18 protein-coding genes are annotated in these 13,333 nt (G+C 58.9%); 9 read left to right on the top strand and 9 right to left on the bottom strand.

What is annotated here, in order from left to right; translation table 11 throughout:
• Entirely contained in the window at positions 1 to 1,182 is a 1,182-nt protein-coding gene (locus tag AC1XOS_RS12450; protein ID WP_481962545.1) for an LL-diaminopimelate aminotransferase, read from the top strand.
• 68 nt (positions 1,183 to 1,250) lie between these two features.
• Positions 1,251 to 2,216, top strand: a complete 966-nt coding sequence (locus AC1XOS_RS12445) for a hypothetical protein (RefSeq protein ID WP_481962544.1) — start codon at positions 1,251 to 1,253, stop codon at positions 2,214 to 2,216.
• A 7-nt stretch (positions 2,217 to 2,223) separates the two neighbouring features.
• On the opposite strand, the gene AC1XOS_RS12440 is transcribed toward AC1XOS_RS12445, so the two are convergent.
• From AC1XOS_RS12440 to AC1XOS_RS12430, 3 genes are all read right to left on the bottom strand, one after another.
• Positions 2,224 to 3,171, bottom strand: a complete 948-nt coding sequence (locus AC1XOS_RS12440) for an isoaspartyl peptidase/L-asparaginase family protein (RefSeq protein ID WP_481962543.1) — start codon at positions 3,169 to 3,171, stop codon at positions 2,224 to 2,226.
• Positions 3,172 to 3,261: 90 nt separating this feature from the next.
• On the bottom strand, positions 3,262 to 3,630 hold the full coding sequence (locus tag AC1XOS_RS12435; protein WP_481962542.1) for a hypothetical protein: 369 nt from the start codon (positions 3,628 to 3,630) through the stop codon (positions 3,262 to 3,264).
• Between the two features lie 79 nt (positions 3,631 to 3,709).
• A complete protein-coding gene (locus tag AC1XOS_RS12430; RefSeq protein ID WP_481962541.1) occupies positions 3,710 to 4,582 on the bottom strand; it encodes a GHMP family kinase ATP-binding protein in 873 nt (290 codons plus the stop codon).
• A gap of 41 nt (positions 4,583 to 4,623) precedes the next feature.
• Here AC1XOS_RS12430 and AC1XOS_RS12425 point away from each other — a divergent pair, with 41 nt between their 5' ends.
• The 3 genes from AC1XOS_RS12425 (at position 4,624) to AC1XOS_RS12415 (ending at position 6,548) form a co-directional block, all read left to right on the top strand.
• Entirely contained in the window at positions 4,624 to 4,857 is a 234-nt protein-coding gene (locus tag AC1XOS_RS12425) for a hypothetical protein (RefSeq protein ID WP_481962540.1), read from the top strand.
• Between the two features lie 8 nt (positions 4,858 to 4,865).
• Positions 4,866 to 5,198, top strand: a complete 333-nt coding sequence (locus AC1XOS_RS12420) for a hypothetical protein (RefSeq protein WP_481962539.1) — start codon at positions 4,866 to 4,868, stop codon at positions 5,196 to 5,198.
• A 90-nt stretch (positions 5,199 to 5,288) separates the two neighbouring features.
• Positions 5,289 to 6,548, top strand: coding sequence for an aspartate aminotransferase family protein (locus AC1XOS_RS12415; RefSeq protein ID WP_481962538.1), 1,260 nt, complete (start codon positions 5,289 to 5,291; stop codon positions 6,546 to 6,548).
• Between the two features lie 78 nt (positions 6,549 to 6,626).
• Here the strand turns inward: AC1XOS_RS12415 and AC1XOS_RS12410 are convergent, their stop codons facing one another.
• The 4 genes from AC1XOS_RS12410 to AC1XOS_RS12395 form a co-directional block, all read right to left on the bottom strand.
• Positions 6,627 to 7,679, bottom strand: a complete 1,053-nt coding sequence (locus AC1XOS_RS12410; protein ID WP_481962537.1) for an SMP-30/gluconolactonase/LRE family protein — start codon at positions 7,677 to 7,679, stop codon at positions 6,627 to 6,629.
• 3 nt (positions 7,680 to 7,682) lie between these two features.
• Positions 7,683 to 7,973, bottom strand: a complete 291-nt coding sequence (locus AC1XOS_RS12405; protein WP_481962536.1) for a putative quinol monooxygenase — start codon at positions 7,971 to 7,973, stop codon at positions 7,683 to 7,685.
• 87 nt (positions 7,974 to 8,060) lie between these two features.
• Positions 8,061 to 8,384, bottom strand: a complete 324-nt coding sequence (locus AC1XOS_RS12400) for a hypothetical protein (protein WP_481962535.1) — start codon at positions 8,382 to 8,384, stop codon at positions 8,061 to 8,063.
• A 21-nt stretch (positions 8,385 to 8,405) separates the two neighbouring features.
• Positions 8,406 to 9,245, bottom strand: a complete 840-nt coding sequence (locus tag AC1XOS_RS12395) for a phytanoyl-CoA dioxygenase family protein (protein WP_481962534.1) — start codon at positions 9,243 to 9,245, stop codon at positions 8,406 to 8,408.
• A gap of 28 nt (positions 9,246 to 9,273) precedes the next feature.
• On the opposite strand from AC1XOS_RS12395, the gene miaA reads away from it, so the two are divergent.
• Genes miaA through dapF form a run of 3 tightly spaced genes read left to right on the top strand, consistent with a single transcriptional unit; the run spans position 9,274 to position 11,323 of the window.
• On the top strand, positions 9,274 to 10,203 hold the full coding sequence (miaA, locus tag AC1XOS_RS12390) for a tRNA (adenosine(37)-N6)-dimethylallyltransferase MiaA (protein WP_481962533.1): 930 nt from the start codon (positions 9,274 to 9,276) through the stop codon (positions 10,201 to 10,203).
• Positions 10,200 to 10,481, top strand: coding sequence for an RNA chaperone Hfq (gene hfq, locus AC1XOS_RS12385; protein ID WP_481962532.1), 282 nt, complete (start codon positions 10,200 to 10,202; stop codon positions 10,479 to 10,481). The genes miaA and hfq overlap by 4 nt, the downstream gene beginning before the upstream one ends.
• Complete coding sequence (gene dapF / locus AC1XOS_RS12380) at positions 10,478 to 11,323, top strand: diaminopimelate epimerase (RefSeq protein ID WP_481962531.1); 846 nt, start codon at positions 10,478 to 10,480, stop codon at positions 11,321 to 11,323. Before hfq ends, dapF begins: the two co-directional genes overlap by 4 nt.
• A 73-nt stretch (positions 11,324 to 11,396) precedes the next feature.
• Here the strand turns inward: dapF and AC1XOS_RS12375 are convergent, their stop codons facing one another.
• On the bottom strand, positions 11,397 to 12,056 hold the full coding sequence (locus tag AC1XOS_RS12375) for a GNAT family N-acetyltransferase (protein WP_481962530.1): 660 nt from the start codon (positions 12,054 to 12,056) through the stop codon (positions 11,397 to 11,399).
• Between the two features lie 6 nt (positions 12,057 to 12,062).
• Positions 12,063 to 12,665: a phosphoribosylanthranilate isomerase gene (locus AC1XOS_RS12370; protein ID WP_481962529.1), complete on the bottom strand. Its 603-nt coding sequence runs from the start codon at positions 12,663 to 12,665 to the stop codon at positions 12,063 to 12,065.
• Positions 12,666 to 12,743: 78 nt separating this feature from the next.
• On the opposite strand from AC1XOS_RS12370, the gene AC1XOS_RS12365 reads away from it, so the two are divergent.
• The coding region (locus AC1XOS_RS12365) for a WD40/YVTN/BNR-like repeat-containing protein (protein WP_481962528.1) at positions 12,744 to 13,333 on the top strand (590 nt) is incomplete at its 3' end.

Raw genomic sequence — 13,333 nt, 5'->3', positions numbered from 1 at the left:
ATGCCACAACGTGCTTCCCGACTGGATTTAATCCCCCCGTATTTATTTGGTGAGATTGCTCGCCTCAAGGCCAAGGCCCGCTCTGAGGGTAAAGACCTGATTGATTTTGGTATCGGTGACCCCGACCAGCCGACGCCGCAGCCGATTATTGACAAGCTCTACGAGTTTGCCCAAGACCCCGAGACCCATCGCTACGATGAGTCCGACCAGGGCGATCCAGGGCTGACCGTGGCGGCGTGCCAGTGGTTTGCGAACCGCTATGGTGTCTCGCTCGACCCGAAATCGGAGATTGTGCTGCTGATTGGCTCCAAAGAGGGCCTTGCGCACCTGTGCTGGGCCTACATCAATCCCGGCGATATCGCGCTGATCCCGAACCCGAACTACACGGTTCCCAAGGTGCAGACACTGCTCGCAGGCGGCGTGCCCTACGCGATGCCCCTCACTGCGGAGAACAACTTTATCCCCGATCTCACGGCGATCCCTAGCGAGACGGCCAAAAAAGCCAAGCTGCTCTTCCTGAACTATCCGCACAACCCCACCGGAGCAACGGCTCCGCTCTCGTTCTTTGAGGAGGCCGTGCGCTTCGCCAAGGAGTACGACCTGCTGATCTGCAACGACTGCGCCTACGCCGAGGTCGGCTACGATGGCTACCGTCCGCCGTCCATTCTGCAAGCAGAGGGTGCAAAAGATGTCGCCATAGAGACGCACTCGCTCTCGAAGACCTTCAACATGACCGGCTGGCGCATCGGTTTTGCGGTGGGCAACGCCGATGCCATCGCGAGCCTCAATAAGATGAAGAGCAACATCGACTCCAAGCAGTTCTCCGCGATCTCCCGCGCCGCGGGCTGGGCGCTGCTCAACGCCGATAACTCCGAGACCCTGGCGCTCTACGACACGCGGCGCAAGCTGCTCATCGACGGACTGAACTCCTTGGGCTGGAACCTGCCCTACCCCAAGGCGGGCTTCTTTGTCTGGATTCCCGTCCCCGAGGGCCACGACTCCATGAGCTTCTCCAAGCTGCTACTGGAAAAAGCAGGCGTCTTGGTCATTCCCGGTGTCGGCTACGGCGAGTACGGCGATAAGTACGTCCGCATGAGCCTCACGATTGCCGGAGACAAAGCCGGTGAGCGCGTCACCGAAGCCATCGGGCGAATTCGCGAAGCACTGAAACCCGCCCTCTAGCTCCCGACGGGCGGGGGGGAGCCCCCCTACCCCCCGCCTGATAGGGAACAATAGGAAATCTCCTTACCATGGTTTTTTTAACACCAATAGCAATCCTCTGCACCTGGCAGATACCTGATGCCCCCTCAGTCGTGCCAGAAAGTAAATTTACTAAAGCAATTCAATTTCTATCTGAAAAACACAAAGTAGCGATCATTGCAGATACCTATGCAGGTCTGACATTTTCAGTAGATCCAAAATCACTCTCTGAAGTTTCGTTAAATGCAGCCTTAAAAAATTTATGCACAGCAAATAAGTATATCAGTGAATTCAGTAACGGGGTTTACCTACTAAGACGCCAAAACGGAGCGGGGATACGACAAGAGGAGTCAAAACCAGGGTATCCTTTTGCTTGGCAACGCGAAGGTAAAGCGCAGGTATTTCTCCCCAAAGGTTTGGAGTCACTGATTGCAGACCTGCCAGAATATGGTATTGAGACGACTGCTGTTTCATTACAAATGCTTGGCAGAGAGCTGACAAAAGCCGGACACCCCGTTCGTATCTCGCCCGAGATCGCCACACAGCGTGTGGTTGTGTGTGCTCCTCAGATTCGTATCCCTACTCTAATGGAGGCTGTAGGGAGGCTTTTCAACGCGACACCAGAGATTAACCTGAAGCGAAGCCCAAGGCAGGCAACACGGGAGAATTTTGAGGGACAGAACCTACCGCCCGATCTGGTTGCACGCCGGACGCTCTCGGCGGAGCTGATGGGTGACGTTTTAGACTCCCTCACGCCACAACAGAAGAAGGCCCGTGAGCGCGGCGAGTTCCTGGAGATGAAGCTGTCTACTCTGCCCGAGAAGCTCCGCGAGCGTCTCTCTCTCTACGTTCGCTTCTCCTTCGATGTCAGTAGCAAAGAACTGGACTCTCTAGGAACACCGGACTGGTCGAAGCTGGATAGGTTCGAAATTAGTTTGAAGCCACCTGGTACACCAGGGGAGCAAACCATCGGGGTCGGTGTGCTTCGCACCGATGGCAGCTATATCGTTTTTTAGGACGGGTTTATCGTCTCCCGTAGATCGCCGTCGCGATTGTTCCGTCGGCGGCGATCACCCCTCGGTACATTCCTGCCGTGTTGAAGGGAAGCGCCGCCTCGCCGCTGGCCGCGAGCGCAATCACACCGCCCGTTCCTGCTTCCAGCTCGCCATGAATCACCGCGTTGGCCGCGACTCCGAGCGATTCTCTGGCGTGGCGCATTCGGGCGGAGATCTCATGGGCGACCGCAGCGCGGATGAAAAACTCCCCGTGGCCCGTGGCAGAAATAGCGCAGGTAGCATCCTCGGCCCAGGTTCCCGCTCCAATCACCGGACTGTCGCCGATACGCCCGTGGCGCTTGTTGGTCATCCCGCCCGTGCTGGTAGCCGCCGCGAGGTGATTTTCTTTGCAGCGCGCCACGGCCCCCACCGTTCCGAACTTATTGTCCTCCGAGAGTGAGACGGAGTTGGTCTTGCGCTGCGCCTGGAGCTGATTCCAGCGCTCCTGGGTGAAGAAATACTCCTGCCCGACTTGCTCGATCTCGTCCAGAGTCGCCGCCAGCTCCTCCGCTCCGAGGCCCGAGAGAAAGACAAACGGAGTCTTCTCTAAAACCGCGCGGGCCAGCGAGATGGGATTTTTGATAGTCGTAACCCCCGTGATCGCGCCTGACATTCGGTCAATCCCGCGCATGATCGAGGCGTCCAGCTCTGCGATTCCCTGGTCATTGAGCACCGCCCCCCGCCCCGCATTGAAGATCGGATCATCTTCGAGAACCCGCACGGTCTGCTCGACGATGGTCAGCGCATCGGCACCGCCCTTCCAGAGTTCATAACCCCGCTCCAGCGCCGCACGTAGCCCCGCATGACAGAGCGCCTCACGCTCCGGCGTAAGATTCTCCTCAAGGATCGTCCCCGCGCCCCCGTGAATCACCAAGATGGCATCCTGCACCACTGAATCGTTTCTCGAAATATCCATGCTTTTTCCTCGCGCCATTTTACCGCCCCGTGAACGAGGCGTCTGGGTGGCGCTCCGCGCCGCAAAGCCCGTGCCGGGCTGGGAGTGGGATTAGTTTTTAGTGTACTTGGCGATCCAGACATTGGGGTCATCGCCGAAGTTCTGGCCTGTCTCTTTGCGCAGATGGGCTAGTACTTCATGAACGGCAGCGGCTCGCTGGCGCTCCACCATCTGATCCAGCACTGAGCCCTTGATCTGCTTTGTTCCTGATGGGTACTCGTTGACAATCCACCAGAGGGAACCAATCCCATCTTCCTTTTTCAAAGCCAGTGCCTGGTCACGATGTACCACGATACGCCGCGTCTGATCATTGGCAAGAGTAACACGTAGGTTCAGGTGAAGATAGCTCACGAGAGACCAGCCACACAAAACGACATTCGCCACGGCAAGAATTCCCAACCAAGGTACTCTTATTCGCATCTCATCACCCCAAACTTCCCCTCAGTTCCCCAGCCCGGAACGGGCTTTGCGGCGCTTGCGCCACTGCAGACGCCGATTTTCAATCGGCGGCGACCTGCAGCCCCGCACTCTCGAACTGAAATGGGATGTAGCGAGCCCCGGCAGCGACGAGGGCATTGACGACGGCGAGCTGTGTGCCTTCTTCGGTGACGAAATACAGACAACCGCCGCCGCCTGCGCCGCAGGCTTTGCCGCCGATAGCTCCTGCCGATTCAGCAACGGCAAAGAGCTTCTCGATCTGGGCGTTGGAGACACTGGGATCGAGATTCTTTTGATGCTCCCAGTTCTGTGCGAGAAGCGCCGCAAATGCCGCAAAATCCCCCGACTTCAGCGCCTCGGGCAGGGCGAGACCGACTTCTTTTAAACCGTGGAACGCGGCGACGGTCTCTCTGCGCCCGCTGCGAAAGCCACCCCAGACATTCTCGTGGATGTTGCCTGAGAGGCGCGGCGTCCCGGTGTAGACTAAGACGCTACGTTTTTCGAGTGTGGTAACAACGTCGGGCACAAGGGCAACCTGCTCAACCTCGACGTTTGAACCGCCGCCGAAGCGCATGAGATTGAAGCCGCCAAAGGCCGCCGCGTATTGGTCTTGGCGGCCTCCGAGAATGCCGAGCAGCGCTTCTAAACCGTAGGCTTGCTCCGCGACTCTGCACCGATCGGGGTCTGTTTTTCCGCCGATCAGGCCGAACCAGCAGACATTGAGCGCCGCCGAGGTTCCTAGCCCGGAGCCCGTGGGAAGCTCAAAGCCGTAGCGAACTTGCAGGCCTTCGTCGGTAACATTTTGCTCGCCGGTGACGTAGTGATTGATGGTGGCATTGAAAACCGCGCCGCCAAACTCTTGCGCGTAGAGATCCACATCGGTCCAGGCTCCGCCAAAATCAAGACGAACCGGGGCTTGAGCGCGTAGGTGCATGAAAGAACTCCTTGTGATAAACTGGGACGAATGAGGCGATCATGAAACAGATTCGCTGGTGGAACTCGTTTAACCTGCTTGGCATTATCTTGCTGGGAATTGGAATAGCGGGATTTCTCTTGCAGGGCAAGATGGTCTTCGACCCGGGCCGTCCGCACCGGGGCTACGAGTGGGTGCTCTATCTGGTGGCAGGTGCGTTGATGCTGATCAACGGCTTCCTTCCGCCCGCAGCCGCGCCACAGTCCAATAAGCCACGCAGACCGACCGACCTATAATAAAAACTATGAGTAAAGAAACTGTAGACCTTTTGGAAGCCGACGAGCACGAAGTAAAAGAAGTCCGTTGCTCGTCCACGGGCATTCCGATTCCTTCGATTCCGAACTGGTACGCCCAGGTCAATGTCAACTTCGTCTCCGACCACGCTCGCTCCAAGTCCAGCACCGCTGCCGCTCAGGCCGCGAATCTGCTGCGCCTGGCAGAGCTGGACAAAGAGGAAGAAGCCGAAGAAGAGCGCGACGAGATCTCGCTCGCAGAGCTGGAAGAAGAAGAGCTCTCGGTGGATGATATTGATGGGATTGAGATCGGCGATGACCCAGAGGATTCCGAGGAAGACTAATCCTCAAGTCTTCTCTTTTTAGGGCCTGCGCTTGTTGCGCAGGCCTTTTGTTTTTTCGTACCTATTTTACCGTCGGGTATCATAATGAGTATGGATCCAGATGCCCTCACCGCCGATGTCGCGGACAAGTACCAAAAATTCGTCAACCCTACCGCCCTCGCGCTTTTAAAGATCGCAGGCTTTGATAAAGTGGAGTGGAGCGGCACGGGTGCCACTCTCACGGATGTCCATGGCACCGAGTACATTGACTGTCTGGGCGGCTACGGAACGTTCTCCCTAGGCCACGCCAACCCACGCGTCGTGGCCGCCGTGACCGAGCAGATGCAGCGCCTCCCGCTCTCGTCCAAGACATTCTTAAACAAGCCCCTCGCCGATTTAGCAGCGCTGCTTGCTGAGCTTACCCCCGGCGACTTGCAGTACAGCTTTATCTGCAACTCCGGCGCCGAGGCCCTCGAAGGGGCGATCAAGTTCGCTCGCATGACAACAGGCCGCACCAAGATTATCTCCGCCGAGGGCTCGTATCACGGCAAGACCCTGGGCGCCCTCAGCGCCTCGGGCCGTGATAGCTACAAAGCCCCCTTCGCTCCGATGCTCCCCGGCTTCGTTCACGTTCCCTTTGGCGATACGGCTGCTCTCACTGCTGCAATCGACGATGAAACGGCGGCGATCTTGCTGGAGCCGATCCAAGGCGAGAATGGGATTCGGATTCCCCCCGATGGCTACTTAAAAGCCGCCCGAGAGCTCGCGGACAAGCACGGCGCACTGCTCATCCTCGACGAAGTCCAGACGGGTCTGTGTCGCACCGGGAAGTTCTTCGCCTGTGACTGGGAAGGGGTGGCGCCGGACATCATGACGCTCGCAAAGTCGCTCGGCGGGGGCGTGATGCCAGTGGGCGCGATTATCGGAACCCCCAAAGTCTGGGACGCGGTTTTCCGTGAGAACCCGTATCTGCACACCAGCACGTTTGGCGGCAACGAAGCGGCGTGCGTGGCGGGAATCATGGCATTGACCATCATGCGTGAGGAGAACCTCGCGGAGCAGGCACGCACCAAGGGCGAGAAACTTCTGGCAGGGCTCAAGGGAATTCAGACCAAGCACCCCGAGCTCGTCATGGACGTGCGAGGGCGTGGTCTGATGATCGGAGTGGAGTTCTCCGATTCCGACATTCAAAAGCTCACGATTGGCTCACTAGTGGAGAACGGCGTGGTAGTGGCCTACACGCTCAACAACACCAAGATCATGCGCGTCCAGCCGCCGCTGGTTATCACCGACGAGCAGATCGAGAAAGTCATCGCCGCCTTCGACCAGGCCCTCACCGACACCGCGGATGTGCTGAGCCTGCTGGATTAAGCCCCCGACTTTTTAACCTCCCCCGGCTCGCTGGGGCTCGCCCCCCCCTCCGGCAAGCGAAGGGGGGGCGAGTTTAGTTTAGCACCAGTGAGCGCCCTGTGCGTTGACGTAGACCGCGTAGAGCGACTGGCCTGCGGTGATAAACAGCCGGTTGCGCTTGGAGCCGCCGAAGCAGAGGTTCGAGCCAATCTCGGGGAGGAGAATCTGGCCGATGCGCGTGCCGTCGGGGGCGAAGGTGTGGACGCCATCGAAGCCCGCTCCGACCCAGCCTGCGGATGCCCAGAGATTTCCCTCGGTGTCGCAGCGGATACCATCGGCGTTGCCCGTGACTTTCTTGCCATTAAGATCCATCGTCATCTTAGCAAACTCTTTTGCCTTGCCCAGCTTATTGCCGCTCTGCACATCAAAGACCCAGATGCAGTGTGGATCGCCCGTGTCGGCGATATAGAGCTTCTTGTAGTCCGGCGAGAAGCAGAGTCCATTGGGCTTCGTGGGCTCGTCGGTGACTTTCTCGACCTTGAGCGTGTTCGGGTCAATGCGATAGACAGCCTCTTTGAGCTCTAGCGGCCCTTTCATTCCCTCGTAGTAGCCCATCGAACCGTAGCCGGGATCGGTGAACCAGATACCACCATCGGGGTGGACGGCGCCGTCGTTGGGAGCGTTGAAGGGCTTGCCGTTGAACTTGTCAGCCAGAACCGTGATGCTCCCGTTGTGCTCGTGGCGGGCGACGCGGCGGGTGAGGTGCTCAAACGAGATAAGCCGCCCCTCTCGGTCCAGCGTGTTGCCGTTGGAGTTGTTGGAGTCGCGGATCACCGACGTATGGCCGTCCTCCCAGAGCCAGCGGCGGTGGAGGGAGTTGGGAATGTCCGACCAGAGCACGTAGCGCCCGACACTATGCCAGAGCACGCCCTCCGCCCACATTGAGCCGGTATGGAGCCGCTGAATCGGGGTGTTGCCGATCATGAGAGGCTCGTAGCGCTTGTCGAGTGCGATAATATCGGGATCAGGGTAGCGGATCACCGCCGCGCCAGGGCTGTAGCGGTCGAAGGCACTACCCTTCTCTTGTTGCTGCGCTAGGGCAGCCGATGCAGTGAGCGCCGCAGCGCCCGTGAGTAGACTTCGTCGGTTCATAGTTTATATATCCTCCAGATCATAGCGAGCAAAGATCGGCTGGCCGACCACGGCAGGTGGCACGAGCTTGCGAAACGTATCCATGTGCGGGGTCTTCATGTGGGCATCCAGCGCCGCGCCGTCGCTCCAGCGCTCGTAGACAAAGAACGTATTGGGGTCGTCTATGTCCTGATAAAAACGGTAGTGCAGGCAACCCGGCTCTTTGCGGGTCTCGACTCCCATCACGCGCATGGCTTCCAGAGCCGCATCGCGCTTGTCGGGATGCACGGTCGAGGTTACTTCAATGATCACCATGCCGCCCATTTTACCTGACGCATGGCGTTTTGGGGACGGGCGGCTAAAGCGGCCCGCTGTTGCGGCAAGACCCATGAATGGGCCTCCCTATTCCCCCTTAGCCGATTCCCGATATTTTGCCAAACTCTTGCCAAAGATATATTTGGCCCCTCTATCAGAATCCATACTTATATAGTGACAACCCAATAAAAACGCCTTCACTTCATTTTGAGAAATGCTTGCAAAGACAACCTGATCTGTGACTAGCACTATGTTCTTATCAATCCCCTCAAAATCCCGTTCTTTTATCCAGTCTTCAAAAATACCAATTTTCGAACCATCCATAAGAATGATCCCAAGACAAGGCCCCATAAATTGTAGGTCTTTCAATATTTCTTCGAATGTTTCGACGTTTCGTTGCAAATATTCCATGGTATAGTTTTCTGCAGAAGCTTACTCTGGCCGTGCCGCGTTTTTCCAGTTGCCTGCCCGATCTTCTCCCGCCACGACGATTCCTTTGTCGTCCCAGCCGAGATGGGCTTTTACCTCAGCGGCGCAGTAGCGGAGGGTGAGGCCGCAGCGGCGGCGGCCCGAAGTATTGGGCTCGGAGCCGTGGAGCAATAAATCCGAGTGGAGGGAGGCTTCGCCCGCTTTGAGGCTATCGTCTACGGGGGTGTCGCCGAACTGCTCGGCGTTTTCGATTTTCAGGTTGAGGACGTTGTCCTCGGCGGCGCTGGAGGGCAGGTGCATCACAGGGCCGTGGACGTGCGAGCCGGGGATGAAGCGCATGTTGGCGTTCTCGGGGTCGGCGTCGTCGATGGCCAGCCAGACGGTGACGGTTTTGCTCGGGGTCAGTGGCCAGAACACGGCGTCTTGGTGCCAGTCCACTTTCTTGCCGTCGTGGGGCAGCTTGCAGAAGAAGTGCGCGCCCCAGCCAATCACGTCGGGGCCGAGGATATCGCAGACCGCCGCGATTATCTTGGGGTGCTTGAGAATATCGTAGACGAAGGCGTGCTTTCGGTGCGCCGTGGCAATGGAGTAGCTGCTTCCGCCGGAGGCGAGGGTCTGGGCAAGCACGTCGTCGAAGCGGGCACGGAGCGCGGAGATTTCGCCGTTGGTGAAGATCGGGACGGGGCGGATGTAGCCGTGCTGGTTGTAGTGCGCGAGCTGCGAGAGAGATAGCGCCTTTGGCTCTGGGGTCGTGGCGGGGTGAAAGCGTAGATCGCGCTCGATCTGGGTGAGGTCGTCGGGGTCGGGGACGTAGGCAAGGGCCTGCGGCTTTGCGGATTCCATGGCGCTATTGTACCGATATACTGCTTGCGTGGAAAAACTTCTTGCATTAGTGGGGCCGACGGCGGTGGGAAAGACGGCGGTGGGAATCGCGCTGGCGGAGCGGCTGAACGGAGAGCTGATCAGCGCCGATGCTGTGGCGGTCTATAAAAAGCTGGATATTGGCTCCGCCAAGCCCACTCAAGACGAACAAGCGCGGGTGCGCTTTCACCTAATAGATGTCGCGGAGCCCACCGACGACTTCACGATGACGGACTTTGAGCGCTTGGCGAGTGCGGCGATCTCCGAGATTCGCTCTCGGGGGAAGCTGCCGATTCTTTTGGGTGGCACCGGGCTCTACGTCCGTGCGGTGACCTCCGAGCTCTCGATTCCTGCCGCCGCTCCCCAGCCCGAGTTCCGCGCGGCGCGCTGGGCGGAGGTGGAGGAGTTTGGGGCTCCCTGGCTTCACGCGAAACTCACGGGGATAGACCCCCCATCAGCGGCGAAGATTCAGCCGGGTGACGGTAAGCGCATCATTCGGGCACTCGAAGTCTTCGAGGTGACGGGCCAGCCACTGAGCAGCTTTCACACACCGGAGGGCGTGCACGGCATCTTAAAGCCCGGCGTGCAGATTCTCGGGCTGGATCGGGAGCGTGAGGCGCTGTATGAGCGTATTGATCGGCGGGTGGATCAGATGATGACGGAGGGCTTTATCGCCGAAGTGCGCCAGCTTCTCGACTCAGGCGTTCCCCGTGATGCGAAGAGCTTGATAAGCCTCGGCTACCGACATCTGGTACAATTCCACTGCGACGAGGTTAGCTTAGAGGACACAGTCGCGATGATCAAGAGGGACACACGGCGCTACGCAAAACGACAGCTCTCGTGGTTTCGAAATGATCCAGCCGTAAACTGGACTAATATTAAAGAGGGCGACTCGGCAGAGGACGTAGCTGAGCGCCTGGAAATAGGGATATCCGTATGAATAAAACACAAGCGCTTCAGGATCTCTTTCTGAACCAGGTTCGCAAGGATAACATTGCGGTAACGATCTACCTGACCAACTCGGTGCAGCTCCGTGGGCATGTGCGTGGCTTTGATGCCTTCACCGTCTTGCTGGAGTCGCCGGGCCGCCCCACACAGCTCGTTTACAAGAGTGCTGTCACCAGTATTGTCCCCATGCGCCCCGTACGCCTGCACCCTGAGAATGGCCCGGCGATAGAAGGCGAGCCTGCCCCCGTGAGTGAGGAAGCCCCCGAGTGACGGTTCGTTTTGTCAAGATGCAGGGGATCGGCAACGACTTCCCCGTTTTCGATCACCTCCAGCCGGGTGCACCGACGATTGATCAGATCCAGGACGCTGCGATGCAGCTCTGCGACCGCCGCTTCGGAATTGGAGGGGATGGGACGATCTCCGTCCTCCCCTCCGAGAAGGCAGACTTTGCCATGCGGATGTTCAACCCAGATGGCAGTGAGGCGGAGATGTGCGGCAATGGCATTCGCTGCTTTGCTAAGTATGCTTTTGATAGCGGCCTGACCGCCAAAACAGAGATCTCTGTCGAGACACTCGCCGGGATCATGATGCTCGACTTGATGGTTGAAGACAGCAAGGTCACCCAAGTGCGTGTGGACATGGGCGAGCCGCGCCTAGAGCGTGCCCAGCTCCCCATGGAAGGCCCTTCCGGCCCGGTACTCCACGAGGCACTGAAGCTAGACGGCGAGGTGCTCTACATCACGGGCGTCTCCATGGGCAACCCTCATATCGTCTTCTTCCCCGAGCAAGCCACTGACGAGCTGATCTTGCGCGTCGGGCCAAAGCTGGAGACGCACCCCGCGTTTCCCAAGCGCACCAATGTCCATGCCGCCCAGCTCGTGGGCCGCGATGAGCTTGTCATGAAGATCTGGGAGCGTGGCGCAGGCCCCACCCTCGCCTGTGGCACCGGTGCGTGTGCGGTTGGAGTGGCGGCGCACCTCAACGGCCTCACGGGCCGCGATGTGCTCGTCCATCTCCCTGGCGGCGATCTTAGAATCCAGTGGGGCATCAACAACCACGTCTACATGACCGGCCCCGCCGCCTTCGTCTACGAAGGCACGATCGAGCTTTAACCCTCCTCCCCTGCCCCTCCTCCCAATCCTGGGAGGAGGGGAATTTCCTTATTGTCCCCCCGCCTGGCGGGGGTTAGGGGGGAGTTCCATTCAGCTCGCTCAGCGAGACGCTCTCACCCGAGTAGAGTACGCGCTCGAAGTGGGCTTTTTTTGCTTCCCACTCGCCGTCCAGCATCGCAAACCAGAGCGTGTCGCGGCTGACGCCCTTGCTGATCATGTGCTGGCGGAAGCAGCCCTCATACGCGAAGCCAAGGCGGCGGGCGGCGGCGGCGCTGCGCTCGTTGCGAGAGTCGCACTTCCACTCGACGCGCCGGTAGTCACAGGCTTCGAAGAGATGCTTGAGCAAGAGATAGATTGTCTCGGTATTGGTAGCAGTGCGCTGGGCTTTGGGGGTGTACCAGATACTCCCCAGCTCCGCAACACCATCGCGCGGCTCGATGCGCATCACCGAGATCATCCCGAGAGTCGCGCTGTTGTCCAGGCGCCGCACGGTGTACGGCTGCCAGTCGTCGCGGCTCTGAAGCGACTCCAGATAGCGCCGAAATGCCATCTCACTCTCAAATGGCCCCTGGGTCATGTAGCGCCAGACGGCCTCAAAATCACCTGTATGAGCGGCGGTAAAGAGCTCCAGGCTGTCGCGTGCTGGGTTGGTGGGCACGAGGCGTACAAACTGCCCTAGGTGCTCGATATACGGCGGATCTGACCAAGACTCGGTAAACGGCGCAATACGCATGGCTTATTATCCGGCAGATTTCGCTGCCACGATGAAGTCGCGGAGCTTTTGCGGGTCTTTCTTTCCCGGAAACGCCTCCACGCCCGATGAGATGTCTACGGCATAGGGCTGCACCAGCGCAATCGCCTCCGCGACATTCTCTGGGGTGAGACCACCGGCGAGAATCAGAGGCTTGCCTTGAAGCGATGCTTTTGCGGCCACGGCAAGGCTCCAGTCGAAGGCGACGCCCGCGCCGCCGAGGGCTTTCTCGTGGTAGGCATCGAGATGAACCGCACTTACCAGCTCGGCGGCAGCCTGCGCGACGGCGGCGAGGCTGGAGTCGTCGCGCACCCGAACCACACGGACGCAGCGAGCGCCGGGAATCAGTGGGCCGTCGTAGAGCTGGAAGGCATCCGCGCTCTTTTCGTAGCCCTGGGCTTGCTGGGCATTTTTTGCCACCACGACCAGCGGCAAGAACGGCGGCAGTACGGCGCGGATCTGCGCAACGACTGTTGCAGACACATAGCGAGGCGTCTCCGGAACGGCAATGACGCCTAGCGCATCGGCTCCTAGCTCGGCGGCCAGCAAGGCATCTTCCACGTTCGTAATTCCACAAATTTTAACGCGCATCCAAAAAATAATACCCCCTCCTCCCAGGATTGTGAGGAGGGGTAGGGGGAGGAGGGATATTTCAGGTAAAATCGCGGCATGAAATGCCATTTCCTCCCTTTGACAATTCTTAGCTTAAGCCTCATTACTTCCCCTCTCTTCGCACAAGATACCAAGACCGACCCTGTCTTGACGGATCTGAGCTGGCGCAACATTGGCCCCGCGATCATGGGCGGGCGCATTGATGACCTTGCAGTGGTGGAGTCCGACCCCAAGACCTACTATGTCGCCACGGCGGCAGGCGGTATTTTCAAGACCAGCAACAACGGCACCACGTTTGAGAGTATCTTCGATGGCTACGAGACCAGCAGTATCGGCGATATTGCCATTGCGCCTAGCGACCCGAATATTGTCTATGTGGGCAGTGGCGAGGCCAACAACCGCCAGAGCAGCTCCTGGGGCTACGGCATGTACAAGTCCGACGATGCGGGCAAGACCTGGAAGCACTTAGGTTTGGAGAAGACCCAGCACATTGGGCGTGTCGTGGTGCACCCCAAAGACCCCAACACGCTCTATGTCGCGGCGCTGGGCAAGCTCTGGGGCGCAAACCCGGAGCGCGGGCTCTACAAGTCCACCGACGGTGGCAAGAGCTGGACAAAGTCTCTCTACATCAACGAAGACACGGGAGT

It is taken from the genome of Armatimonas sp. (genome assembly GCF_964826245.1).
This window is presented reverse-complemented; position numbering and strand designations above follow the sequence as displayed.